22 protein-coding genes are annotated in these 24,634 nt (G+C 28.1%); 5 read left to right on the top strand and 17 right to left on the bottom strand.

Going from position 1 to position 24,634, the window contains the following annotated elements; translation table 11 throughout:
- Positions 1–76: 76 nt before the first annotated feature.
- Genes nadC through nadA form a run of 3 tightly spaced genes read right to left on the bottom strand, consistent with a single transcriptional unit; the run spans position 77 to position 3,122 of the window.
- Entirely contained in the window at positions 77–913 is an 837-nt protein-coding gene (gene nadC / locus KGF38_RS18725) for a carboxylating nicotinate-nucleotide diphosphorylase (RefSeq protein ID WP_167640586.1), read from the bottom strand.
- Positions 894–2,195 carry an L-aspartate oxidase gene (locus KGF38_RS18720; protein ID WP_074178395.1) on the bottom strand — a complete coding sequence of 434 codons (1,302 nt, stop codon included), beginning with the start codon at positions 2,193–2,195 and terminating at the stop codon, positions 894–896. Before KGF38_RS18720 ends, nadC begins: the two co-directional genes overlap by 20 nt.
- A gap of 12 nt (positions 2,196–2,207) precedes the next feature.
- Positions 2,208–3,122 carry a quinolinate synthase NadA gene (gene nadA, locus KGF38_RS18715; protein ID WP_054270971.1) on the bottom strand — a complete coding sequence of 305 codons (915 nt, stop codon included), beginning with the start codon at positions 3,120–3,122 and terminating at the stop codon, positions 2,208–2,210.
- A 382-nt stretch (positions 3,123–3,504) separates the two neighbouring features.
- Here nadA and KGF38_RS18710 point away from each other — a divergent pair, with 382 nt between their 5' ends.
- From KGF38_RS18710 to KGF38_RS18700, 3 genes are all read left to right on the top strand, one after another.
- Positions 3,505–4,962, top strand: a complete 1,458-nt coding sequence (locus KGF38_RS18710) for a carbon starvation protein A (RefSeq protein WP_074178396.1) — start codon at positions 3,505–3,507, stop codon at positions 4,960–4,962.
- A 219-nt stretch (positions 4,963–5,181) separates the two neighbouring features.
- Positions 5,182–5,610 carry a hypothetical protein gene (locus KGF38_RS18705; protein WP_054270973.1) on the top strand — a complete coding sequence of 143 codons (429 nt, stop codon included), beginning with the start codon at positions 5,182–5,184 and terminating at the stop codon, positions 5,608–5,610.
- Between the two features lie 60 nt (positions 5,611–5,670).
- The gene (locus tag KGF38_RS18700) at positions 5,671–5,979 is read left to right on the top strand and encodes a DUF1540 domain-containing protein (protein ID WP_021385244.1); all 309 of its coding nucleotides are present in this window, start codon (positions 5,671–5,673) and stop codon (positions 5,977–5,979) included.
- A gap of 147 nt (positions 5,980–6,126) precedes the next feature.
- On the opposite strand, the gene KGF38_RS18695 is transcribed toward KGF38_RS18700, so the two are convergent.
- The 11 genes from KGF38_RS18695 to KGF38_RS18645 all read right to left on the bottom strand — a co-directional run bounded on the left by KGF38_RS18695 (position 6,127) and on the right by KGF38_RS18645 (position 20,201).
- A complete protein-coding gene (locus KGF38_RS18695) occupies positions 6,127–7,149 on the bottom strand; it encodes an AI-2E family transporter (protein WP_074178397.1) in 1,023 nt (340 codons plus the stop codon).
- A 172-nt stretch (positions 7,150–7,321) separates the two neighbouring features.
- Positions 7,322–7,828, bottom strand: coding sequence for an NUDIX hydrolase (locus tag KGF38_RS18690; protein ID WP_054270974.1), 507 nt, complete (start codon positions 7,826–7,828; stop codon positions 7,322–7,324).
- Between the two features lie 58 nt (positions 7,829–7,886).
- The gene (locus KGF38_RS18685) at positions 7,887–8,588 is read right to left on the bottom strand and encodes a YczE/YyaS/YitT family protein (RefSeq protein ID WP_054270975.1); all 702 of its coding nucleotides are present in this window, start codon (positions 8,586–8,588) and stop codon (positions 7,887–7,889) included.
- A 227-nt stretch (positions 8,589–8,815) separates the two neighbouring features.
- Positions 8,816–9,889 (bottom strand): butyrate kinase, encoded by a 1,074-nt coding sequence (gene buk / locus KGF38_RS18680; protein WP_074178399.1) that lies wholly within the window; start codon positions 9,887–9,889, stop codon positions 8,816–8,818.
- Between the two features lie 52 nt (positions 9,890–9,941).
- Positions 9,942–10,517 carry an indolepyruvate oxidoreductase subunit beta gene (locus KGF38_RS18675; protein WP_054270977.1) on the bottom strand — a complete coding sequence of 192 codons (576 nt, stop codon included), beginning with the start codon at positions 10,515–10,517 and terminating at the stop codon, positions 9,942–9,944.
- A gap of 1 nt (position 10,518) precedes the next feature.
- Positions 10,519–12,306, bottom strand: a complete 1,788-nt coding sequence (gene iorA / locus KGF38_RS18670; RefSeq protein ID WP_054270978.1) for an indolepyruvate ferredoxin oxidoreductase subunit alpha — start codon at positions 12,304–12,306, stop codon at positions 10,519–10,521.
- 60 nt (positions 12,307–12,366) lie between these two features.
- A complete protein-coding gene (locus KGF38_RS18665; RefSeq protein WP_074178400.1) occupies positions 12,367–13,626 on the bottom strand; it encodes a pyridoxal phosphate-dependent aminotransferase in 1,260 nt (419 codons plus the stop codon).
- Positions 13,627–13,888: 262 nt separating this feature from the next.
- Positions 13,889–15,889: a sigma 54-interacting transcriptional regulator gene (locus tag KGF38_RS18660; RefSeq protein ID WP_176702452.1), complete on the bottom strand. Its 2,001-nt coding sequence runs from the start codon at positions 15,887–15,889 to the stop codon at positions 13,889–13,891.
- Positions 15,890–15,896: 7 nt separating this feature from the next.
- Positions 15,897–17,726: a diguanylate cyclase gene (locus KGF38_RS18655; RefSeq protein WP_407811672.1), complete on the bottom strand. Its 1,830-nt coding sequence runs from the start codon at positions 17,724–17,726 to the stop codon at positions 15,897–15,899.
- Between the two features lie 83 nt (positions 17,727–17,809).
- Positions 17,810–19,651 (bottom strand): GGDEF domain-containing protein, encoded by a 1,842-nt coding sequence (locus KGF38_RS18650; protein WP_074178403.1) that lies wholly within the window; start codon positions 19,649–19,651, stop codon positions 17,810–17,812.
- A gap of 130 nt (positions 19,652–19,781) precedes the next feature.
- Complete coding sequence (locus KGF38_RS18645; RefSeq protein WP_054270983.1) at positions 19,782–20,201, bottom strand: DUF3785 domain-containing protein; 420 nt, start codon at positions 20,199–20,201, stop codon at positions 19,782–19,784.
- Positions 20,202–20,518: 317 nt separating this feature from the next.
- On the opposite strand from KGF38_RS18645, the gene KGF38_RS18640 reads away from it, so the two are divergent.
- Positions 20,519–20,701: a hypothetical protein gene (locus KGF38_RS18640; protein WP_021385205.1), complete on the top strand. Its 183-nt coding sequence runs from the start codon at positions 20,519–20,521 to the stop codon at positions 20,699–20,701.
- A 332-nt stretch (positions 20,702–21,033) separates the two neighbouring features.
- Positions 21,034–22,050, top strand: a complete 1,017-nt coding sequence (locus tag KGF38_RS18635) for an alpha-hydroxy-acid oxidizing protein (protein WP_227832624.1) — start codon at positions 21,034–21,036, stop codon at positions 22,048–22,050.
- A 175-nt stretch (positions 22,051–22,225) separates the two neighbouring features.
- On the opposite strand, the gene KGF38_RS18630 is transcribed toward KGF38_RS18635, so the two are convergent.
- The 3 genes from KGF38_RS18630 to KGF38_RS18620 form a co-directional block, all read right to left on the bottom strand.
- Positions 22,226–22,825: a peptidoglycan-binding domain-containing protein gene (locus KGF38_RS18630; RefSeq protein ID WP_227832623.1), complete on the bottom strand. Its 600-nt coding sequence runs from the start codon at positions 22,823–22,825 to the stop codon at positions 22,226–22,228.
- Between the two features lie 63 nt (positions 22,826–22,888).
- Complete coding sequence (locus KGF38_RS18625; protein ID WP_227832622.1) at positions 22,889–23,911, bottom strand: M56 family metallopeptidase; 1,023 nt, start codon at positions 23,909–23,911, stop codon at positions 22,889–22,891.
- Positions 23,904–24,278, bottom strand: coding sequence for a BlaI/MecI/CopY family transcriptional regulator (locus KGF38_RS18620; protein WP_079770229.1), 375 nt, complete (start codon positions 24,276–24,278; stop codon positions 23,904–23,906). Before KGF38_RS18620 ends, KGF38_RS18625 begins: the two co-directional genes overlap by 8 nt.
- Positions 24,279–24,634 lie beyond the last annotated feature (356 nt).

Raw genomic sequence — 24,634 nt, 5'->3', positions numbered from 1 at the left:
ATAAAAGATAGACTCCATAAATTTACTATGTAAATTTATGGAGTCTATCTTAATTAAATTTATATCAATATCAAATTTATATATTTCTCAGATTTTTCATACTTATATCGAGAGCTTTGACAGAGTGTGTAAGTGCTCCTACAGAAACAACATCCACTCCAATTTTTCCTATAGATTCTATAGTATCTAAATTTACATTTCCAGAAAATTCTACAATGGCTCTTCCATTTATAATATCTATAGCTTGTTTTGCCATTTCTAAGCTCATATTATCCAACATTATTATATCTGCTTTTGCTTCTAAAGCTTCTTTTACCATATCTAAGGTTTCCACTTCTACTTCTATTTTTCTAACAAAAGAAGTGTTTTTTCTAGCTAGTTCAACTGCATTTTTGACACCACCAGCGGCTCCAATGTGATTGTCTTTAAGCAAAATTCCATCAGATAAATTAAATCTATGATTACATCCTCCACCTACTTTTACAGAATATTTATCTAATATTCTAAGATTAGGTATTGTTTTTCTACTATCTAACAACTTTGTATTTGTACCTTCAAGCTTTTCAACATATTTACTAGTAGTAGTGGCTATACCACTCATTCTTTGTAAATAATTTAATGCTACACGTTCTCCTACAAGTAAATTTCTAGTATTCCCAGTTAATACAGCTATCTTTTCACGATTTTCTACTTTATCACCATCATTTTTATATAACTCTACATCTACATTTCCAAGTATCTCAAAAACCCTCTTAAATACACCTAATCCAGCTATTATACCATCTTGCTTACAAATTAAATCTACAGTAGACTTAGAATTTTCATCCACAATAGAATTAGTTGTTATATCTTCACTTGGAACATCTTCTATTAAAGCATCCTGTATCATTCTATCAATAATCAAATAATTCATCGCCAAAATCCTCACTTGTTCTTTCAATTTCTTTTATGACTAATATTTTATTCTCTTTTTTTATCTTTTCTATATCTATGTCCATATCTGGTATATCTATAAATTCAACTTTTATCTCATCCATAACTGAGTTTATACTTTTGGCGGCTCTCTTTGAAAATACAAGCCCTTCAAGTAAAGAATTACTTGCCAGTCTATTTGCTCCATGAACACCTGTGCAACTAATCTCTCCAACTGCATATAAATTTTCCATAGATGTTTTTGAGTCCAAGTCGACATGTATCCCACCCATAAAATAATGTTGTGCAGGTGATACTTTTATATATTCCTTAGTTATATCTGTCCCTCTAGTCAAACATTCATTGTAAATGAAAGAAAATCTGTTAATTAAATATTCGCTACCTAAATGCGTTGCATCTAGATATACATAAGGTGAATTATCTTTTTCCATTTGCTCAAAAATAGCTTTTGAAACTACATCCCTAGGAAGAAGTTCATCGACAAATCTTTCTTTATTTTTATTTAAAAGTTTAGCTCCCTCTCCTCTTAGTGATTCAGATATAAGCATTCTCCTGCCTTCACTATTCTCTTCATAGAAAGCTGTTGGATGTATTTGAATATACTCTAAGTTCTCTATTTTTATATCATTTTTTAAAGCTATAGCAATTCCATCACCTGTAAGGTGTCTTTGGTTGGTAGAGTTTTTGAAAAGTCCACCTATTCCACCTGTAGCCAAAACTACCACTTTTGAAAAAACATGAATTTCTTTTTGAGATTTAAAAATTCTAGCTCCTATACACTTATTACCATCTTTTAATATGTCTAAAAGATACGCATCTTCTATAAGAGTTATATTTTCTCTAGTTTTAGCTTCTTTTAATAAAGTCTTAAAAACAACCTCTCCAGTATTATCTTTGCTATGAACTATTCTATTTACACTATGAGCACCTTCTCTAGTGTAATCTATTTCTCCATTTTCTCTATCTAAAGGCATACCATAATCTACTATTTGTCCTACATTTTCAATAGATTCATCTGCAAGAACTTGGACTGCTTCAACTCTATTTTTATACTGACCAGCTTTCATTGTATCTTCCACAAAAGACTCTATATCATCAATATTTCTAGCAGTTGAAATTCCACCTTGTGCAAGATATGTATTATTGTTTTCAATTGTAGATTTTGATACTACTAATACATTTAAATTTTTATCTAAATTTAATGCACAATATAACCCTGAAATACCACTTCCAACTATTAAAACATCTTGTTCTAAATTCATAAGTCTATCCCTCTATCCTTCTGCTAATCTGTGCATATTAAGCAGTGAATTTAAAGCCTTTTCCATGATTTCATCTTCTACAGTAACTTCATTTTCCATATTTTTAAGTGTACTGTATAAATTTTCTAATGTTGTCTTTTTCATATCAGTACATAGTATTCTTCCTCCAGGGATGTAAAAGTTTTTATTAGGATTCTTTTTCTTTAATTCATGTAATATTCCTTCTTCAGTTGCTATTATAAAATCTTTATTTTCACTATTAGTAGCATATTTTATTATTCCTGATGTACTGCCTACATAATCTCCTAAATCTCTTACTTCCTTTTTACATTCTGGATGTACCAACACTTCTGCATCTTTATACTTATCTTTTAATTCAATTATTTCTTCAGCCTTTATATTATTGTGGTATTTGCAATATCCGTCCCAAAATATAAAGTCTTTATCTGGAAATTTCTCTGCAATATATCCTCCTAAGTTTTTATCTGGAAGAAATATAATTTCTTTATTATCTATGTTTTCTAATATTTTAATTGCACTGGACGATGTAACGGAAACATCACAATGTGCCTTGACTTTAGCTGTAGAGTTTATATAACATACAACCAAAGCATTTGGATACTGTTGTTTTAGTTTTATCACGCCTTCTTCATCTACCATATCTGCCATAGCGCATCCAGCGTTACTTACTGGCATTAATACAGTTTTCTCAGGTGATAATATCTTAGCACTTTCTCCCATAAATCTTACTCCACAAAATACAACCACATCTTCGTTACAATCTCTAGCAATTTCACTTAAGTAATACGAATCACCAACTGCGTCTGCTAATTCTTGTATTTCTGGTGGTTGATAAAAATGGGCAAGTATTATTGCATTTTTTTCTTTCTTTAGCTCTTTGATTTGATATGTTAAATCTTTATCCATAATTGCACCGCTTTCTATATGTACTAGTGTATATACACCTGTAAACTCATTATATCACTTGACTATTCTTTCTTCAAGAATTTTAGACCTCTTAATATTGTTAAGATATAGACATTTACATTATCAATTGATTTATCTTTTTTACTTATATATTTAAACTATTTTTTATGTTTTTTAATTTTTTTGTAAAATATTATCAGAATTTTGTTTATATTCTTTATTGCTATAATATTGAAAATTTTACTAAACACATGTATACTAAGTACATGATTATGTGTATGTATTAATTTCTGAAATTATATTACTTTTAGTATTTTATAGAATTTGTAGGTTATTTCAATACGTATACAGAATCCAAAAATTTTATAAATGGGGTGATATTATGACAACGTTCTTAATTGGATTGGCTATATTACTAATAGGAGGTGCTTTATATGGTGCTTATTGTGAAAAAGTATTTAGCCCAGATGACAGAAAAACACCTGCTCTTGCTCAGAGTGATGGTGTAGACTATGTTCCAATGAAAAAATGGAAGAATAGTCTCATTGAATTGCTTAATATAGCTGGTACAGGACCAATTCTAGGACCTATCCAAGGTATATTGTTTGGCCCAATAGCATTTATACTAATCCCTATTGGTTGTGTATTTGGAGGAGCTTTACATGACTATATGAGTGGAATGATTAGTATAAGAGAAAAAGGAGCACAGATGCCTTCTCTTATCAGTAGATTTTTAGGTAATAAAGTATTTCAAGTCTATAATATATTCCTTTGTCTATTAATGCTTTTAGTTGGTGCAGTTTTTATTTACACACCTGGAGATTTGGTTGTTACACAAATCTTAAATATGAAGTCAACTATAAATAATCCAGTTGTATGGATAGTTTATGGAATTATTTTTGTATATTATTTATGTGCAACACTCTTCCCAATTGATAAGATTATAGGAAAGATATATCCAATATTTGGGGCAATACTACTTTTATCTGCTGCTGGTGTTGGAATCGGAATATTTACACAAGGTTATGACTTAGCTAATCTAAGTCTTGCAAATTGGAAAGGTATTCATCCTGATGGAATTCCTCTTATCCCTACATTCTTCGTTACAGTTGCTTGTGGTATAGTTTCTGGGTTCCACTCAACTCAAGCCACTCTTATAGCAAGATCAGTTTCAAATGAAAAAGAAGGAAAAACTACTTTTTATAATATGATGATTTTAGAAGGTTTAATTGCAATGATTTGGGCTGCAGCTGCTATGGGTATTTACAATAAAGGTATACCTAAGGAATTGATAGGCTCTCCTGATGTAATAGGCTTAGTTGCAAGAGATTTACTTGGTTCTATTGGTGGAATCATAGCTATAATAGGTGTTATCATTTTACCAATAACTTCTGGAGATACAGCTTTAAGATCTCTAAGATTAATGCTTGCTGATTATTTTCATTATGACCAAAAGGAAAAGAAACATCGTGTTATACTATCAATCTGTATATTTATCCCTGTCATAGCCATCCTCATATTTGCAAAACTCAGTGCTTCTGGATTTAATATATTATGGAGATATTTTTCATGGAGTAATCAAACCATCGCTATATTTGCATTTGCGATGATTACAGTCTATCTTATAATAAAAGAAAAAAATTATATTATAAGCTTAATTCCAGGTATGTTTTATTCTTTTATCATATTTAGCTATATATTCAATGCTCAAATTGGATTTAATCTAAGTATAAACATATCCTATATTTTAGCTGCTATATTTACTGTATTATACGCTGTTTTAACTGTATACTATGGTAGAAAGTTAAAAAACAAAGCAGATGTGAAACTAGCTGACTAAAATTAACCAGAGTTACACTTAATTAAACTTTTAATATAAAAATCATAAAAAGAGGCTATCTCAAATTAGAGATTGTCTCTTTTTTATTTAACACATAAATAACTAGGTATTTACTCTTTATTGGAATATTTATCCTGAATTTCTAATATAAATAAATAAAAGTTTTAAAACAATCTACACATTTATATACTTAAAATAAATTTTTTTGGAGGAATACTTATGAATAATAAATTACATGAACTTGAAAAAAATCTACCAGAGACATCTTGTTCTTTTTGTACACATCTTTCATTCAAGGGGCCCAGCCTAGACTATAGATATGATATTAGATGTGTTATTTCGGATACTAAACCTGACTTTAGAGGATGTTGTGAATATTTTGAACCAGAATATACAGAATTAGATACAGGAGATTTAGATAATCTATACATAAACTTTCTTGAAACATGCCTCAAGGTGAACTACAATGATTACATCAATTCTATGTACTGGAAGTTATTTAGAGAAAGGACTTTACTAGAAAATAATTTCAAATGTTCTATATGTGGTTCAACTGAAAATACAGATGTATATCATGTCAATAGAAATTTAGGAAGAGAAACTTCAAAAGATGTAATTGTTAAATGTGATAAATGTAATTGTAAATAGGTGTATAAAATTTAAATAACTTCACATAATAAGTTTAAATAAAACTTAGGAGGTTATTTTATGAAAAATAATAATTTAAATTGCGATGCCACTAATTGTGCTTATAATACTAGTGGATACTGTTATGCTGGGAGCATAAAAGTAGATGGAATGCAAGCAACTACTACAGGAAACACTTATTGTGCTTCTTTTGAAGACAAATATACTTCTGGAATAACTAGTCGTTCTAATGATACTAATCAAGTTGATACAGACAATATCCATTGTGAAGCTGTAAAATGTAAATACAATAAAAATGAACTTTGTAAAGCTGAAAAAGTTCATATAAATTCAGGAAATGCAAGTTGTGAAACTTTTGAAATGAAATAAATTTCTTGTTATTAATTCTATAGTATTTATAAAAATCAAAATGGAACCTATAAAACAGACTTCTTTTATTAATGTTGTCCATTTATAGGTTCTTTTTTAAATCAAATTATGAGTCGCATTCATAAAATAAATTATTATTGTAATATATTATCTAGAAGTAAATTTAACACCTAAAATATCCATAAGGAACATGAATATTGGAACTCCAATTAATAATCCCCACACACCCAAATAATGCTCTCCTACAAGTAAAATAATAAACACAAAACAAACTGGAAGTTTTGTTCTATTTGACATCAGTTTAGGATTCAATATGTATGTTTCTACTGCATGTACTATACAAATCATTGCCAAAACTCCAAGTACTTTTGTTATCCCACCTATATTAAAGGCTATTACAGTTAGTGGAATTAATGATACTATAACTCCTGCCACTGGAATAAGACCTAACACGAAAATCATAAATCCTAAAGCCCATATTTGAGGGAATCCCATAAAACCTAAAAAAATCATGGAAACAACAGAGTTTATAAATGCAATCATTACTTGTACTTTCATTACTTCACCAAAATTTTTCACAAAACTCTTTCCGAAAAATACAAGGGAATTATAAATGAAAGAAATCTTACTATCTGCAAGTTTATTTCCAAATTTCTTGATATCATTTTTTTCAAGTAAAAGAAGCAAACTCAGTAAGAAACCTAACAATATATTTACTCCAAAGCTTCCAACCTTTGTTGCTGTTGATGCTATAAGTAGCCCTGCCTGTGAAATATATTTATTAAAATCTAACTTTGAAACAACAGGATAAAGTTTTGGACCTAGAGATTGAGCAAATTGATTTACATCAAAATCACTAAAAATCCTACTTAATTCCGTAAGTTGGACTATAATTATTGGTACAACTGCATAACTAATCAATACCAGTAATATAGCAAATAGTAAGTATAACACTACAATTATCAACGAATCTGGAATAATTCTAGAGGAAATTTTATTAATTCGTTTTCTTATGGCTACAAGTAAGTTATAAAAAATAAAAGTCATTATAAATGTTAAAAGCACCATATTTAACATGTACCAGAACGTAATTAAAATAATTACTACAACAGATATAGAAACAATTTTATATTTTGAGCCATCATGTGTCAATTCTTTGTTATCTTTCACAGTTTAAACCCTCCCCAAATTTTTATGACTTTACAGTGTCACTCTTTTTTATTCTAATTCTAAAAATAATCAAAAAGCTTTCAAAACAACTTATTAATTCTTCATAAAACAATATTAAAATTTAGAGAAGATAATTCTATACAATTATGTTTATACTAAAATCTGCTCCATATTATAAGTTTAAATTATTATTATCTATATCATATAGTAATTCATATATTTCTGGATATTCAAAAAATAAACCATCCTTTATCAATTGTCTTATTCTGTCTGTACTTACCCACTTTATATCACTTACTTCTTCTTCTTGCAAAATAGCTTTTGATATATCATACTCCTTCTTAACAAAGTATACATCCCAAAGAGTATCACCATGAATCATACTTCTAAAAACTTTCATTTCATCTTTAGATATATCTATCCCTATTTCTTCCTTTGCTTCACGAATTGCACCTTCCAAACTATCTTCTCCAGAAACAATACATCCAGTTGTCATTCCCCACATATTTGGTAATGTCTTTTTACTTTTAGACCTTTTCTGAATTAAAATCTGAGAGTTACTATTTACAATCCATACTTCAACTGCTAAATGGTAATAACCTTCTTCAATAGAATTACCTCTTTCTATAACTTTTCCTGTTTTAATTCCATCAGTATTATATAAATCCCATAATTCCATTTCCAAATCTCCTTACCTTTACATAAATTAAACAAAATACAAATATATTTTGGTATACTTAATTTTGCTCATTTTTTATTGCAATACTTGATTTACACTTATGTTCATCTCTTTTCTTTTCTTTCCATTCTTTTATATCATCTATAATAAATCTATGTTTAAGCGACTTCGTGTCAAAATTAAACATCCTAAACACTATTTGTAATACATATCCTAGTCCTAATGCACTTACAAGTGTACCAATACCTACAGAACCTCCTAATAACCAACCAACAACTAGAGCTAGTATTTCAAGAATTGTCCTAACAAGGCGTACTGATTTATTAGTTCTCTTTTGAAGAGCAATCATAAGACCATCTCTTGGTCCACTGCCTAGACAAACCCCTAAATATAGAAAACTTGCTATAGCTGCTAAAATAATTCCTATAACAACCATAAATACACCTACATAAGTGTTACTTGCATGAGGTATTACTTCAGAGAATATTACTAAATCAATAAATATTCCTATGAATGTCATGTTAAGTAGTGTTCCCCATCCTATGTTTTCACCAAAAACTGCATCCAATATAACGATTATAACCCCTACCATTATAGATGCCTGACCTATAGTTATACCTAATTTTATAGATAAACCTTGATGAAGCACATCCCAAGGCATAAGCCCAACATGCGCATTAATCATCAATACAGAAGAAATTGCAAATATAAAGAAACCTGAAAACAATCTTATCATACTTTTTAAATTTATTTTTCCCATCAAAAATCACTCCTCATAATAATAATAGCAATAAATACCAATAAAATATATATATAAATACAAAATTTTACATAACTCTTCATTAATTTAATATAAAATTTCAATTATAAAAAAAGTGGCAATTCATATTTTATACACTTTCACTTATATTCTAAGCTTTCGTGTATAAAAATGGATATACCACTTTTTAATATATAAACATTTTTAGTTGTTCTTATTAATTTTCACTATAAATTCTCACTATAAATTCTAGCTTCTTCTTCTCCATTTAGTACTCTTAAAGTTCCAAAAGCAAGTGATTCTAACTCATTTTCTCCTGCCATAATTTCTACTGGTGCAATAAATTCCACTTTCTTTTTAACCATTGAAGTAAACATTTCAGAATATGCAATTCCACCTGTTATAATTATAGCATCTACTTTTCCATCCACTACAGTTGCTAATTCTCCAATACCTTTTGCCAATTGATAAGCCATTGCTTCATAAATAATTTTTGCTTCTTTATTTCCTTCTGCTATCATCTTCTCAACTTCTCTAGCATCTACAGTGTTTAGATATGAAACGATACCACCTTTACCTCTTATCTTTTTAGTCATTTCTCTTTCTGAGTACTTTCCTGAATAACAAGCTGCCACTAATTTTGTAGCAGGTACTCTTCCTGACCTTTCTGGAGAAAATGGCCCTTCATCATCAGATAACATATCAACCATTCTTCCATTTTCATGAAGATAAATACTTACTCCTCCACCAATATGAGCTACTATTAGATTTAAACTCTTATAATCTTTCCCATTATCTTTAGCATATTTTAAAGCCATAGCTCTAGTATTTAATGCATGCCCTGTACTTGCTCTATCCATTCCACAAAGTCCAGATACTCTGGCTACATCTATAAGCTCATCTACTGCAACAGAATCATAAATATATGAGTTTATTCCAAGTGGCTCTGATATTGCGTGTGCCACAACAGCTCCTAAATTTGAAGCATGTTCAAGCACTGGTCTATGTCTAAGTACATCAATCATTTCTTCATTTACTAAATATGCTCCTGATTTTACTGGTGGTAAAACCCCACCTCTTCCTACTATTGCACTAAGAGATTTCAAATCTATATTATTTTCTTCAAGAATATTCAAAACAGCTTCTTTACGCATTTCAAATTGGTCTTGTATTGTATTATATTTTGCAATCTCTTGAGCTGGATGGTCTATTGTCTTCACAAGAATTTGTTCTTCTCCATCATATACTGCTATTTTTGTAGAAGTAGAACCTGGATTTATGGCTAATATTCTGTAAGTCATAATTTTCTTCCTTTCACCTTAATTTCTATAGTTTATTTATATATATTATAAACTATTTGTTAACCATTTCCATACCTTCATGGAAAGCTTTTATATTTAATTCAACAAATTTTGGTTTAACATTTTCACTTATAATTTTTTCCCAATCGATAGACTCTAATTCCATAGATTTAACTAGACAACCTAATAAAATAACATTCATTATTTTTGAATTTCCTAGTTCTTCAGCTTTATCAGCAGCGTTTATAACTTTTGCATTTAATCTATTTAGTTCTTCATCTATATCACCTTCTAGATATTCAGCTCCTCCGATTAAGACAGTCATAGAATCTATTCTATAATTGTTTACTAAAGCTTTTCCTTCTGGTTTTAAATAATTAAACCATCTTAAAGCTTCCATTTTTTCAAAAGATACTAATATGTCTGCTCCACCAATTTCTATAACTGGAGAATGCACACAATCTCCATATCTAACTTGTGAGGAAACAGAACCTCCTCTTTGACTCATTCCATGTATTTCACTCATTTTTACATCGTATCCAGCTTCCATCAATCCCATAGTTAATAATTTACTAGCAAGTATAGTTCCTTGACCTCCTACACCTACCAAAAGTATACTCTTAGTCATATTATTTTTCCTCCTTAACTATTGCTTGTTTTGGACAAACTTGTGAACATACTCCACATCCTACACACTGATTTCTATCTATATTTGATAATTTATTTTCTTTATCAAATGATAGGGCTGGACATCCAGTTTTCAAACATAATTTACATCCAATACACTTATCATGGTCAACTTTACACTTAGTCTTAAATGGGTTATTAAATTCTTCTATATCTTCTTTAGAGAATTTTTTAAGTACACATGGCCATCTTGTAATTATTACTGATGGTTCATCTTCTATAGCTAAAGCCCAGTCTAATGCTTCATTTACTTCTTTTAGATTGTTAGGGTCTATAACTCTTACATGTTCTATTCCACAAGCTTTAACTAATCCTTCTATATCAACATCTTTAGTTTTAGCACCTTGTAAAGTATATCCTGAACCTGGGTTTTCTTGGTGACCTGTCATTCCAGTTATTCTATTGTCTAATATAACTGATATAGAGTTCCCTCTATTGTAAACTACGTCTAAAAGACCATTTATTCCTGTATGGAAGAAAGTTGAGTCTCCAAGTACACCTACTAATCTTTTTTCATTTCCTTCTTTCATATTAAGAACTTTTTGAGCTCCATGTGCAGTTCCAAAAGCAGAACCCATACAAACAACATAATCTATTCCATTATATGGAGGAGCAAATCCAAGAGTATAACATCCTATATCTCCACCAACTATTAAATTTTTTCTCTTTCCAAGTTCATAGAAGAATCCTCTATGTGGACATCCTGCACAGAAACTTGGTGGTCTTGGTGTTACTAATTCAGATTTGTATTCTATAGTATCATTTGTTTTTCCAAATATAGCTTTTCTTAAAACATCTGGTGTCATTTCACCATATGGAGGCATTACATCTTTTCCAATACAGTCTATTCCATATGCTTTTATTTGTTCTTCTATAAATGGGTCATTTTCTTCTATTACATATATTTTATCAACTTTATCTGCAAATTCTTTTATTTTTTCATAAGGTAATGGATTTGTAAATCCTAACTTCATATATGATGCATTTTCTCCAAATACTTCTTTAGCAAAATTGCAACACATACCTGAAGCTATAACACCTATTTTTGTATCATTTATTTCATAATAGTTCAAGTCAGTTTCATTTGAGAATTTTTTAAGAATTTCCATTCTTTCCTCAACAACACCCCTTCTTATTTGAGCGTTTGCTGGAACTGTTACCATTTTTTTAGCATTTTTAGTGTATTCTTTAATTTCAACTTCTTCTCTATCATAACATTCCACTAAACCTTTTGAATGACAGAGTCTTGTTGTAACTCTATATAAAACTGGTGTATCGTATTTTTCACTAACTTCAAACGCTTCTTTTATCATATCTTTAGCTTCTTGGCTAGTTGATGGTTCAAATAAAGGTATCTTTGCAAATTTTGCATACATCCTATTGTCTTGCTCATTTTGAGATGAATGCATTCCCGGTTCATCTGCTGTAATAAGTACCATACCACCATTTACGCCTGTATATGCATAAGTAAATATTGGGTCAGCTGCAACATTCACACCAACATGTTTCATAGAAGCCATAGTTCTTGCTCCTGCAATTGAACCCCCTATAGCAGCCTCAAGTGCTACCTTTTCGTTTGGAGCCCATTCTGCAACTATTGCATCTTTATATGTTGCTATATTTTCTAATATTTCTGTACTTGGAGTACCTGGATATGCGGATGCATATTTAACACCAGCCTCATAGGCTCCACGTGCAATTGCTTCATTACCTGTCATCAATTGTTTCATATAAAATTCCCTCCATCTACAATTATTAAATTCATAGTCCACCCAATTTGTTCAATGAAATTAATTATTTATTTTTACTTCTAAACTTTCAAGTACTTCTTTTATAATACTTGGTGCTTTCTTACATTTTTCTTCTGAAACTGCACAAACTGCAAATCTTAATCCCATTTTTAATGGAACTGCAAATAGATTATGTTTAGTCAATTCTTCACATACTTCTTTTGGATTATCACATGGTATACTTACAAAGAATCCTGCTATATATGGAAGAATTTCTAAGCCTACTCTTTCAGCTTCTTTTACAAATACATCTGCTCTTCTAGTTAGCATTTTTTTGTATATGTCTTTTTCATCTTCATATTCTTTAAATTTTTTAGGGTCATTTACAATGTTAGATAATACTGCCATAGCGCTTCTATTACAATTTGACCAGTTTGCTCTACATGAATGAACACATGAATAATGGAACTCTTCAGCTACCTCTTCACTTGAAGATATACAAATTATAGCTCCCATTCTCATACCATAAGCTGTAAATCCTTTTGACATACTGAATCCAACTAATACGAGAACGTTTTCAGGTAGATTTGAAAATTTCTTAAAAAACTTTCTACATACATCATCATCACCTGCAAAGTCAATATATGCTGAATCTACGAAAAATATTATCTTTTTATCTTTATCTTCTGCAATTTCTTTTGATAAATCTAATATTTTATCCCATTCATCATCTGCAACACTATATCCAGTTGGATTGTGAGCTGGTGTATTTATAATTGTAAAAACTCTATCTTGTTTTTGTGCTATATTTACAAAATTTTCTTTGAATGACTCAAAATTAAATCTTCTATTTTCATCAAACAATTGGTAGTTTACTACTTTTCTATTGGCTTCTTCAGCTATACTTACATATGGACTCCAAAACCAATCAGATGTTAAAACCTCATCACCTTCATTAGTATAATTCCATACAGCCAATTTTATTGCACCACTTCCTCCTGGTGAAGCTAATACTCTTATATGTCCTTCTGGTAAGTAATCTCTGAAAAATATTTTTTTTACTGCTTCTAAGTAATCTGGCTGACCTTCAAGGGCCGCATATGCACCTATTTCACAGTTATCTAATGCCTTATATTCTTCATATACAGTTTTCATTGTTATTAATTTTCCTGAATCATCCATTAGAGCGCCTATTGTTGCATTTATTACATTATCCATGCCTAAAGCCTTCTCTGCTGCTTGAGCTCTACCAGATATGCTAAATATAACATCATTTTCTTTTGGCCACATCGCATGCTTACCAACCATACTTTGACTCATACCATCACCCCTAAAATTGTATTTACTCTCACATTATATATTAAGCAATTAGCATGCCAACAAATTTTACTTTATGTAAAACTACTTTTGTTTAGAATTCTGATTTTTTTCATTATTAAATTAAGTGTTTTAGTTATTCTTCTTATAAATATATATGCTTGTCTAAAAAAATAAAAAAATGCAAAAAAATAACGTTAATTTTTTTTAACACTTGTTTTAAAAAATTAACATTACTTTTAAAATATTTTATATGTATCTGTATTTATATATTTTTATTATACTTTTTCCATAAAGATGTACGACTTATCCCGAGAACTTGTGCCACTTCATTTTTAGAGAGTCCTTGGGCAAAAAGCATGCTTATTATTTTTTCTTCAACATACTTATTTACCTCTTTTATATCTATACACACCTTACCATCGTTTATATTACTTATATCTATAACTTCATCTTGAACTTCTACACTGGCTGTCATTTCAGAATTAAAGTTGTCTATTTCAGAACTAGGTGCTACCTTTTGAGTTTTAAAATCTCGTTCTTTTCTCAATTTAATTTTTCCTGTTACAACATATTTCTGGGCTATTGTTTTTAATTCCCTAACATTTCCAGGCCAACTGTAATTGTACAGTTTATCAATTTCATCTTTAGTTAAAACAAAATTTTCATCTATGCTATTTATTCCATTAAGACCATCGTCCTTTAATACTTCATTTACAAAGTTATTAAATAGTGGTATTATATCCTCTCTCCTATCTCTTAGAGGAGGAATATTTATCTCCAAACTACTTAATCTATAAAACAAGTCAGCTCTAAATGTTCCCATAACTATTTTTTCAGTTAATGATTCATTTGTTGCTGCTATGATTCTTATATCTAAAGGTATTATATAGTCAGAACCAATTCTCATTATTTGGCGTTCTTCTATTACTCTTAATAGTTTTGTCTGAATATTAAAAGATAAACTATTTATTTCATCTAAAAAAAGTGTTCCTCCATGTGCTAGCTCAAATAGACCTCTTTTTCCACCTTTTCTGGCACCGGTAAATGCACCTTCTTCATATCCAAAAAGTTCACTTTCAAGCAAATTCTCTGCTATAGTAGCACAGTTTATTGCAACGAAAGGTCTGTCTTTCCTTCTACTTATATTATGTATACTATGAGCTATAATTTCTTTACCAGACCCACTTTCTCCATATAGTAGAGTTGTATAATCACTTTTTCCAATTTTTTTAGCTTCTTCAATAAATTCTTTAGTTAATTTATCTTTAAATAAAAAATCATCAAAAGTATATCTAGCATAAAGACCTTTTTGATTTAAATCAAATCTTATTTTTCTTTCTAAGTTTTGTAGTTTAGTTATATCTTGTATTATTCCCAAAACTCCATAAGTGCTATTATCTACTTTTATTAATGTAGTTCTAGTATTAACAATTAAATTATTTATATTTCTTATCTTTCTATCTTCTACATCATTTTTTTCATGTAAACAGTCTAACATCCACTCCATTTTTGGGAATACATCTAATATATATTTATTGAGTGCACATCTTCTTTCTACTTTAAGCATGTTTTTTGCACTTTCATTGTACAAAATTATACTACCATTACTATCTATCGCGATTACTCCATCTTTTATACCATCAAGTATATTTCTTAAAACTTCATTATTAAATTTTTCTTCACCTAATGTATCTAATAATTTCTTACAATACTCAACAGCTTCTCTTATAGATTCATCACTCGCAGTTGCAAATACACTATCAATGCCATATTGTCTTGCAAAAGAACAAGCTAGACCTCCACCTACTATTACAACTTCATCTTTTTGGTCTATATATTTTACGACTTTACTTCTTATCTCATATTTAGATTCAAACCATTCCTCAGTTATCTCAGTACTTATTACATTTCTCCACCCAACATAATCAAAAGAAACCTCATTATCTCCAAGAATCAATACTACTTTTTTAGAATATCTCTTTGCTATTTCTATTGCTCTTAAGAGGTCAGTCGATTTCATATTCATAGGTATAACAGGTACACTTACTGTATCTATTACTAAACTATAACCTCCACCTCTACCAATTATAGCTTGAGCACCTTTTTCAACAAGTATACGTCCTTGATTTTCCATTAAGTCTAAATTGAGTATGTCAATTATTATGGTTCCATTTTCTACATCTTCTTTATATAATTCTTCTATTCTTTCTTTTAATTCAATATCAGAGGCTATAATTCCTATTTTTTTTCGCAACAAAATCACCTCAATTTTAAATTATAATGTATTGATTTCTACCTGCTTTTTTTGATTTATATAGGTTTTTATCTGCATCTTCAATTAATACTTCAGCATCTTTTCTGCTACGACACCTTTTTATACTTACTCCAGCACTTATAGTTATATAGTTTTTTACTTTAGAATACATATGTTCAATACCTTCAAATTCTAGAAGTTTAAAAACTCTTTTAATGTATAATTCTATATTATCAATTTCTTCAATGTCTACTGATTTTATAGAATCCACTAATATTAAAATTTCTTCACCCCCATATCTAATTATGTGTTCAGTAATGTCTATAAATACATTTCTTATAATATCAGTTACCTTTGTTATAACTTTATCTCCTGCTAGATGACCATAGTTATCATTATAACTCTTAAAATAATCTATATCTACCAATATCGCTACCATATTTTTTTCTCTAGTTCCATTAAATGAATCTAATTGTTCTTCTAAATATCTTCTATTATATAATTGAGTAAGTCCATCTTTTAATATATCATTTTCTAATTTTTTATTATTATCTACGAGTGCTTTTAAACTTTCTTGTTTTCTCCTAAGTTCATATTGTTTATGAATTCCTTGAGATGTTTTATAGGAATTATTTTTTTCCCATTTATCAGAATACCAATCCATACTTTTATAGTATTCTATCGCTAGTTTAAAATCCTTTTTTAGTTCATATCCATTTGCTATTAGACCATAAAATATAGACATTTTCTTAGGATTTAATGAACTTTTTTTAACCAAGTTTAAACCTTTTAGATAACAGCTTATACCTTCATCTATATTACCAAATTTTATATATAAATCTCCATACAATTTATATATGTAATCTAGTTTAGAATTATATATAAAAACATCTCCAAAACTTTTATATATGTTTTTTGATAAAATCAAATAGGCATTTACCTTTTCAAAATTATAATCACTTTTCTTTAACTCAATTTCAGCTGAATATAAAAATATAAATGAGTATAAATAATCCTTATACACACCTTCGACAGCTTTCATCAACTTTATAGCTTTTACTAGAACATCTTCTGCTTCTTTATTCATATCTTCCTTTAAATAGGCCCATATAAGGTCTATTTTTATGGCTACTCTTTCAGTTAGTGATATTGAATTATTATTGTGTGCAACATCTAGCACATTTTTTATGTATTTTATGGCTTCTATATTATTTCCACTTTCTAAATAACACAAGCTTATTATACATTTACAAAAAGCTTCTATAGAATACAAGTTATTTTCTTGAGCCAACCTTAGGCATTCAATTAGATACTCCATACTCTTTATAAAGTTATTAAACAAATAAAGATAAACTCTTCCAAATATATAATTTGCTCTACTTACAAGGACTTTATTTTTTAAATTTTTAAAAAAAGATACTTCCTCTACTAAAGATATTACATCCGTTTTAGTCTTATATAATGCACTTATTTCTACACATAAACTCATATTAAACAAGACTAATAGCTCGTTTAAGTGGTTTTGTTTTATGCTTTTTTTTGCTAAAAAATAAAAGTTATTTGCCTTATCATATTTTCTTATAGAAATAGCTGATAGTGTAAGATAAATATAAATCTTAGATATTATCTCTGCATTCTCTTTTGAGGGCAATTTTTTAATGTCTTTTAATGAATCCAGTAGATATTTGTATGATGCTTCTCTATCTTTTTTTATATAGTTTATGAGACTAATTAAATATAAAACATAAACTCTATTCTTAACTTCTATTTTTGTATTTAAAAGTTCTTTGTGATAATCCAAGATGTAGTTTAAATCTGTCAAATTCAGATAGAATTTAGTCAACATATCATATTCTATCTTTTTTATATTTCTCTTTAAATCTTCTATTGAACACCCTTTCAAATGAATCACCAATCCTATTTAAATAGTTAAAAATTTTTAAAATCATGATAATGCAAACATCGATTTCTACCACTTTGTTTGGCTTTATACAAGGCTTTATCCGCATTTCCAATTATCTCACTTATATCTATACTACTATTTTTACATGTATCAATACCAATACTAATTGTCAAATTATTGTTTAAAAATTTCTTTACACTTCTACATAACTTTCTTCCAAAGATTTTACTTTTTTTATAATCTTTACATATAGATAGTATCAAAAATTCTTCTCCACCATACCTTATTATAAGCATATCTTTTTTTAGATATTTTTTTATTATTGTTGTTATGTTTTTAAGAGCAATATCTCCATTATAATGTCCATAGGTATCATTATAGTTTTTAAAGTAGTCTACATCTATCATGAATGCAGTACTGTATTCGCTGACTTCTTGTCCTTCTAAAAAATTATTTAGAAAAACTCTATTATACGCACTTGTCAAATGGTCAATATATTTTTTCTTATCTAAATCAGTCTTTATTTTTCTCATGTTATTTATTTCTTTTTCAACATATTCGTACCTATAATTTAAAGAATCTATATAATTTCTATTTCTAGCTTTTACATACATCATTTTTAACTCATAATACATTTTAAAGTATTTCATACTCATTTCATAATCTTGAATCATTTCAAAACACATATATATATTCTTATATGCTAGTCTTACATAATTATAATTTTTAGCATTTTTAGATTTCTCAAATAGTTTTTTACTTGTATCTAATGCACTATTATAATCTCCAAAACAATAATATATCTTTACTTGATTATAAACTACTTCCAAATCATACAGTATATATTCTTCTTCACTTTTTATAATACTTAAGATATCTTTAGCTCTATCTAAATAACAGATTGACTGTTCAAATGAATTTTCATTACTTTTTGCATAATACATAGCTAAATTTATAAATAATCCAAACTTCTCAGTTTCTTTTAAATTATTATTTTTAATTTTTTCTAAGTACACTTCAGATTTTGCTAAATTATTTATCGCTTCAGGATAGTTTTTAGTTTTTATTAATATCTTAGTTATATTATTTGACGCTCTATATTTTTGTATTGTATCTACATTTATATATTTTTTATTACTTATTACTTCATTAAAACAGTCTATCGAGCCTTCATAATTTTCAAATGAACACTCACATTCACCTATTTTTATATTACATAATGAAGACACGTCCATATCCTTTAATAAATCTGCATATTTTCTTGCCTGTAAAAAATTTACTTTAGCTACTATAGCATCATCTAAAAACAAAAAATATATTTTACCAACAATAAAAAAATATATTTTTTTACAATTAAAATCGTTAATTTCTTTTACCTTTATATATAAATCTTCTATTTCTTTAATTATTATAGAAGATTCTATGCATTTACTTGCCTTAATGTAAATCAGTTGTGATTTGAAAATAATTTCTTCAACCGAACAATTATTATCATTACAAATAACATTAAATTTATCTATATGTAAATTTGCCTTATTTATATTTTCATTTTTTAAACTTAAAATAGCTATTTGTGAATAAAACCTCGCTAGAAATTTATAATCTTTAGGTAAGTATTTATCAATATATTTATAGGAAATCAAAATATACTCTTTCATTTTTTCACTAATCCCTTGAACACCATATAATAAAGCCAGCAAAAAATTTGATTTTAATAACATCAAACTATTTTGTTCAGTTTTATAGCAATCGATTGAATTCTTTACTACATCAATGTTATTTTCAATAAAATCATTATTATTCAATAATCTTTCATTCAAGGTTAACCTAAACATTAAATCTAAAATTGTATCATCTATCTCTTCCAAACATTTAATATATATTGTAACTCACCTCCGACTTACATTATCTCATAAAATTAGTAATTTTCCATACTATTTGATAAAAAAGTCAGTGTCTCAATTTAGAAATTTCTCCTAAATTAAGACATACTTTACATTAAACCATACAATTTTCTACCTGAACTATATAATCCTGACAATTTTCGCAAATTATCACGCTCACAATATAACTATTATCAACTTTATTTGCTCTTGATAATTTATTAAAAGATAACCCCTTATAGTCACTAGATATGTTACTTATTACATATTTTCCATCTTTACTGAAAATATAAAAATGATATTCTAAGAAAGGAAAGAACTTTTTCTTTTCTTTCACTCCTTCCAAACATAATGGACATGCTTCTTGATAATATTCTATGTCAAAATCAACCTCTTCTGTTTCATTAAGTATATCAATTATTTTTGAAACAGTTATTCCTTGAATTGGATTTTCTTCATCATTTATTAAAGCACTACAATTCTCTTCTTTTAACAAATATTCCTTATCATCATATATAAACTTGTATAAACTCATATTATATCCTCCTTATAATTATTAATCTCCAAGTTATTCTACCACTTAAATAACCTTAATAAAAGTAATTGTTTATAATATCTCCAATTAATTAAATCTTGTATACATATATCGTCATACATTTACATTAATCAATTGTCTCAAAATCCAAGTTTACGCTTTAAATATCCAGTTTTTCAAAACCTATTGTCAAAACTTACTTTAGCTATTAATATAAGGATATAAATATAGAACTGCATAGATGTGACACGCTCAAATATTTTATATGATACGATTTAGTATCTAAATTTATATATTGTATATAGGGGGAGATATATATGTATAAAGATAAAAGTGATGAATGTATACACTTAATGACTGCCTACATTGATAGCATAAGTGGATATTATTCATTTATTGACACACAGTTAGATGATTTTATGGTTAGATATGGAGAAAATATTGTTGATTCAAATTTACACAGTATAATGATGTTGCTCTGTAAATGGGGATTAGCGTAGCATTTTGAGAAACTTTTTTGTATATTGTATTCTATATTATATATTCATTAATAAAAAAAGGATTGACATAAATTTAAGGACTATAGATAGATTTTCAAAAAAATCTATCTATAGTCCTTTTAAAGTTTCTCAAAATGTATACTTGAATAAGCACTATTTATTTTTCTATAATTAACTTAGCTCATATGCTATACTTTAAGTATCTACAACAATAAAAAATATCTAATATGTATTATATTTAACTCATCATAATATCATTTCTACACTTACAATTAAGATATTTTCAATATAGTACTACTCAATTTTAATATTATGAAAAGGAGAGTTTTTATATGAATTATAATGAATTGTTGAAATCAGCTAGGGAGAACTTTAATGGAACATGTAAAGTCTGTAAAATTTGTAATGGATTAGCTTGTGCTGGAAATGTTCCTGGCATGGGAGGCAAAGGAAGTGGTTCATCTTTTATTGAAAATAGAAAGAGTCTAGAAAAAATAAAGATAAATATGAGAGTAATACATAATGTTTCAAACCCAGATACTTCTATAGAATTATTTGGTAGAAAAATGAGTTCTCCTATATTTGCTGCACCTGTATCAGGTACTATATTAAATATGGGTGGTAAAGTTTCTGAAAAAGAATACATAGAACCTGTTGTTAGAGGCTGTTCCAATTCTGGAATTTATGCTATGGTTGGTGATACCAATGTGGATACTTTTTTATTGAATAATTTAGATGTATTAAAAGATAATGATGGAAATGGAATTGTGTTTATAAAGCCTTGGAAAAATTCAAAGATAATAGAAAAAATTAGATTATCTGAAGAAGCAGGTGCTTTTGCGGTTGGTGTAGACCTTGATGCTTGTGGATTGATTAATAATCAACTTCAAGAGAATCCTTTTTCTCCTAAGACGATTAGTGAGATTAGAGAATTGGTTGAATCTACTAGATTACCTTTTATTATAAAAGGAATTATGACTGTAGATGATGCTTTGATGGCTGTAGAGTCTGGAGCCAGTGCTATTATTGTTTCAAACCATGGAGGAAGAGTACTTGATTATACTCCTGGTACTTGTGAGGTACTTCCAGATATAGCTAAGGCTGTAAAAGGAAAGATAACAATACTTGCTGATGGTGGTGTTAGGACTGGTGTTGATGTAGTTAAGATGCTTGGTTTGGGTGCTGATGCTGTTTTGATGGGAAGACCTTTTGTTACTGCTTCTTTTGGTGGTGGTCTTGATGGTGTTGAGTTTTTTATAGAGAAGGTTAGGAATGAGTTATGTGAGACTATGATTTTGACTGGTTGTCAAGAGATTAAGGATATTGATGGTAGGGTTATATGGAAGTGATTGTAAAATATTATATAAATTAACATTGAATTTAGAACTAAAATACAATTTTAACTACTTCAAGTAAATTGATGTCTAGTATAAATTGTTACTATTATTCTTCATAATAAAAACACGATAAGATTATATCTTATCGTGTTTTTATTATACTATATATTTATAACTACGCTTTAATCTATGCATATAATTTTAGAACATCTGCAAATTTTTTCCATGTTCCTAACCCTACTACACCATCTGAACTTAATCCATATTTACTTTGGAAAGATTTAACTTTATTGTATGTGTTATTCCCAAAAATACTATCAACATCTAAATATACACCAGTACGATTTATCATAAGTTGAACTAAGTGTACTGGGTTTCCGCTTGTTGTATGACCATATCCAACATAAGTTGTTACATATACTTGATAATTCTTTGCTCCACTTACATCAAAAAAAGTATTGTAAAAACTAATTGTAAAACTATCTTTTCTAGCCTCAGCTTTATACATATTATATTTTGACATTCCTTCTATTGGAATAAATATTTCATCACTTGCTTTTGGCTCTACACCCAGCTCTGCACAAGTCTTCTCATATGAATCCTTAACTGCTTGTGGAGCACTTTCATATGTAAACGTGTAACCTTCAACAGTAACAGTAAAAATAGGTTCTTCTGTTGCCTTATTTTCTGGTAAATTTTCAGTTGTTGTATCCGCAAATATTGATACACTGCCTATCATAATCAAACACAATGCAATTATTAATATTTTTCTTACTTTTTTAAACATAAAACCCTCCTTGATAATTTTAGCATTTATATAAATCCCTTAATAGGAATTTTTTCAACTAAGTTATATTTCAACATTTACATGAAATTGAGCTTCTGAATTAGATTTATTTTCAATTGGTGCTTCCTTACGTATATAATTTATTGGTGTCACAAAACTAATTGGTTCAAATTCTAAATATGTAATTAATGATGATAAACATAAAATTAATGCTATAAAAATACCATTTTTTAAATTACTATTTATAATACTATCAAGTCTCTTTTCTAAGTTTGTTTTATTAAATTCAGTGGTTAAAACTCCACTATGGTAATTCTTACTCAATTTAATTGACTTTATAAGTGCTAATGCATATTCTTTCTTATCTTTTAAAGAACAATCTTTCAAAACACTTTCATCACAACATAATTCACAATCTAGATTTACTTTATTGCAAATTATATAAACAAGTGGATTAAACCAATATATTATTTTGACAGACAACACTGCAAACTTTATCAAAATATCCTTGTTCTTAAAATGCATTAATTCATGTTTTAAAATCCAAGTCAACTCATCCTTACTATAAGGATAATCTGGCAAGAATATATATGACTTAAATAGTCCTATACCTGCTGGACTTACCAATTCATCAGAACCTCTTAACTCAATTTTCTTTTTTATATTTAATTCTTTCAACAAATTTTTATAGATACAATTTACATCATTATCTTCAATATCATAAGATACATCAACAACAAGATTTTTAAATTTTGTATACTTTACAAAGGTATAAACTGCAATGACTATGGTTACAAGTATCCATAAATAAGATAAATACAGCATAATATTATTGCCCATAGAAATGTCAGTAACTCCATTACCTATTACATTTCTCTTAGGCTCTTTTACTTCATACATTATTGTATAATTAAATAGAAAAAGTAGCATTCTAAAAACTATTATCAACCAAATATAATAATTGAATCTCTTACTAAACTTCTTAAACACATATCTTTTCAAAAATAATAATAGACAAATACCAAGACTACATATAATAGTTGTCTGTATAAGATTGTCAAAGATATACAACATATAATTATTCATCCTTTAAATTATCAAAATAACTTTCTAAAAAATCCAGCTTATCTCTGCCTAAATTTTCATCCTCATGTAATGCTGAAATTAAACTTGTAAAAGAATCATCATGTATATTGCTTAGGAAATCCTTTGTCTCAAAGCTTAAATATTCTTTATGTTTTACCACTATTGTGTAATGTGTATATCTGTCTATTTTTTGAGCATCTAAGAATCCTCTTTTTACTAGCCTTGATAAAAGTGTCAGTGTTGTGGTTTGTTTCCAGCCATATTCTTGTTCCATTGCTTCAATAACATCTTTTGATGTCACTGTAGCATCTACTCTCCAAATAAATTTCATTACTTTTAGTTCTGCTTGTGGTATTTTTTTTATCATTATTTACACCTCCCCCAAAACTCCCGCTAACATAATTCTACAACACGTGAATTTTTTAGTCAAACAATTTATGAAAAAAATGTGAATTTTTGTATTTTTTGTTAATTTTCTAATTTTTATACCATATTAAAAGTTAGATTTAGAAATATACTTTTCTAAATATTTTACTTTTTATATGTTTAATTACAATAATGTATAGTAATTTTTTTATACTAAATTTTTTTCATAAGAATGTCTATATTTGCACACAAAGGATATTATAATACTTTTTTTAAAAATAAACTAGACTAATCAATGAATAAATTCTAATGATATCTTTACTGTGCCTTTATTACATACATATATCTGTTTTATAT

The sequence above is a fragment of the Clostridioides sp. ZZV14-6387 genome, from assembly GCF_020657835.1.
Taxonomy (GTDB): domain Bacteria; phylum Bacillota; class Clostridia; order Peptostreptococcales; family Peptostreptococcaceae; genus Clostridioides; species Clostridioides difficile_A.
The sequence above is the reverse complement of the archived record's forward strand: the minus strand, read 5'-3'. Positions and strand labels throughout refer to the sequence as shown.

Coding starts and splice junctions, on each gene's coding strand:
- KGF38_RS18690 (WP_054270974.1), bottom strand. CDS start 7,828: ATGGAATTATGGGATTTATATAATACTGATGGAATTAAAACAGGAAAA.
- iorA (WP_054270978.1), bottom strand. CDS start 12,306: ATGAAACAATTGATGACAGGTAATGAAGCAATTGCACGTGGAGCCTAT.
- KGF38_RS18655 (WP_407811672.1), bottom strand. CDS start 17,726: ATGTTGACTAAATTCTATCTGAATTTGACAGATTTAAACTACATCTTG.
- KGF38_RS18635 (WP_227832624.1), top strand. CDS start 21,034: ATGAATTATAATGAATTGTTGAAATCAGCTAGGGAGAACTTTAATGGA.
- KGF38_RS18685 (WP_054270975.1), bottom strand. CDS start 8,588: ATGGGAAAAATAAATTTAAAAAGTATGATAAGATTGTTTTCAGGTTTC.
- nadC (WP_167640586.1), bottom strand. CDS start 913: ATGAATTATTTGATTATTGATAGAATGATACAGGATGCTTTAATAGAA.
- KGF38_RS18645 (WP_054270983.1), bottom strand. CDS start 20,201: ATGAGTTTATACAAGTTTATATATGATGATAAGGAATATTTGTTAAAA.
- KGF38_RS18700 (WP_021385244.1), top strand. CDS start 5,671: ATGAAAAATAATAATTTAAATTGCGATGCCACTAATTGTGCTTATAAT.
- nadA (WP_054270971.1), bottom strand. CDS start 3,122: ATGGATAAAGATTTAACATATCAAATCAAAGAGCTAAAGAAAGAAAAA.
- KGF38_RS18630 (WP_227832623.1), bottom strand. CDS start 22,825: ATGTTTAAAAAAGTAAGAAAAATATTAATAATTGCATTGTGTTTGATT.
- KGF38_RS18720 (WP_074178395.1), bottom strand. CDS start 2,195: ATGAATTTAGAACAAGATGTTTTAATAGTTGGAAGTGGTATTTCAGGG.
- KGF38_RS18665 (WP_074178400.1), bottom strand. CDS start 13,626: ATGAGTCAAAGTATGGTTGGTAAGCATGCGATGTGGCCAAAAGAAAAT.
- KGF38_RS18710 (WP_074178396.1), top strand. CDS start 3,505: ATGACAACGTTCTTAATTGGATTGGCTATATTACTAATAGGAGGTGCT.
- KGF38_RS18620 (WP_079770229.1), bottom strand. CDS start 24,278: ATGATAAAAAAAATACCACAAGCAGAACTAAAAGTAATGAAATTTATT.
- buk (WP_074178399.1), bottom strand. CDS start 9,889: ATGACTTACAGAATATTAGCCATAAATCCAGGTTCTACTTCTACAAAA.
- KGF38_RS18675 (WP_054270977.1), bottom strand. CDS start 10,517: ATGACTAAGAGTATACTTTTGGTAGGTGTAGGAGGTCAAGGAACTATA.
- KGF38_RS18625 (WP_227832622.1), bottom strand. CDS start 23,911: ATGAATAATTATATGTTGTATATCTTTGACAATCTTATACAGACAACT.
- KGF38_RS18640 (WP_021385205.1), top strand. CDS start 20,519: ATGTATAAAGATAAAAGTGATGAATGTATACACTTAATGACTGCCTAC.
- KGF38_RS18705 (WP_054270973.1), top strand. CDS start 5,182: ATGAATAATAAATTACATGAACTTGAAAAAAATCTACCAGAGACATCT.